This is a genomic window from Streptomyces sp. SID1328 (assembly GCF_009865595.1).
GTDB lineage: Bacteria > Actinomycetota > Actinomycetes > Streptomycetales > Streptomycetaceae > Streptomyces > Streptomyces griseoluteus.
The window spans coordinates 1-565 of record NZ_WWKH01000508.1 but is presented as its reverse complement, the minus strand read 5'-3'; the positions used below and the strand labels follow the sequence as shown (position 1 = coordinate 565).

Sequence of the window (565 nt, the reverse complement as noted above, 5' to 3'; positions counted from 1 at the left end):
GAACAGCGGGCCCCGGCCGGTGCGCAGCGCGGTGGCGTACGGGTCGGAGGCCGCCCAGGCGGGCGCGGTCGCGGTGCTCATGCTGCTCCCGAGTGGGTGAGGGCCGCCAGACGCGCGGCGAAGGCGGTGTCCGGGGCGAGGGCGGCCACGGCGTGGGCGTCGGCGGCGGTGTCGACGTCCCGCAACCGGGGCAGCTCACGCACCCGCAGCCCGGCGGCGGCCAGCCGCTCACGCTGCACGCTCCCCGTCTCGGGCACGGACATCGGGACACCCCGCAGCAGTCCGGGCTCGGGGCGGGCCAGGCCGAGGGCCCAGAAGCCGCCGTCCTCGGCCGGGCCGAAGCGGGCGTCACAGTCGGTGAAGTCCAGGGTCAGCAGGTCGGGGGTGATCTGCGGGGTGTCCATGCCGACCAGCAGAGCGGGCCCGGTGCAGCGGGCGAAGGCGTCCGCGAGCCGTTCGTCGAGGCCGCCCGCACACTGCGGGACGACCTCGAACCCGGCGGGCAGCCAGGGCCCCGGCCGCCCGTCCAGGACCAGTACCCGGCGTCTCGCGGGCGCGGCGGCCA

At 78.1% G+C, this 565-nt stretch carries 1 protein-coding gene; it reads right to left on the bottom strand.

Going from position 1 to position 565, the window contains the following annotated elements; all coding sequences use genetic code 11:
* Positions 1 to 77: 77 nt before the first annotated feature.
* Positions 78 to 565: DUF2064 domain-containing protein (locus GT030_RS15920; RefSeq protein WP_161201658.1), on the bottom strand; the 488-nt coding region annotated here is incomplete at its 5' end.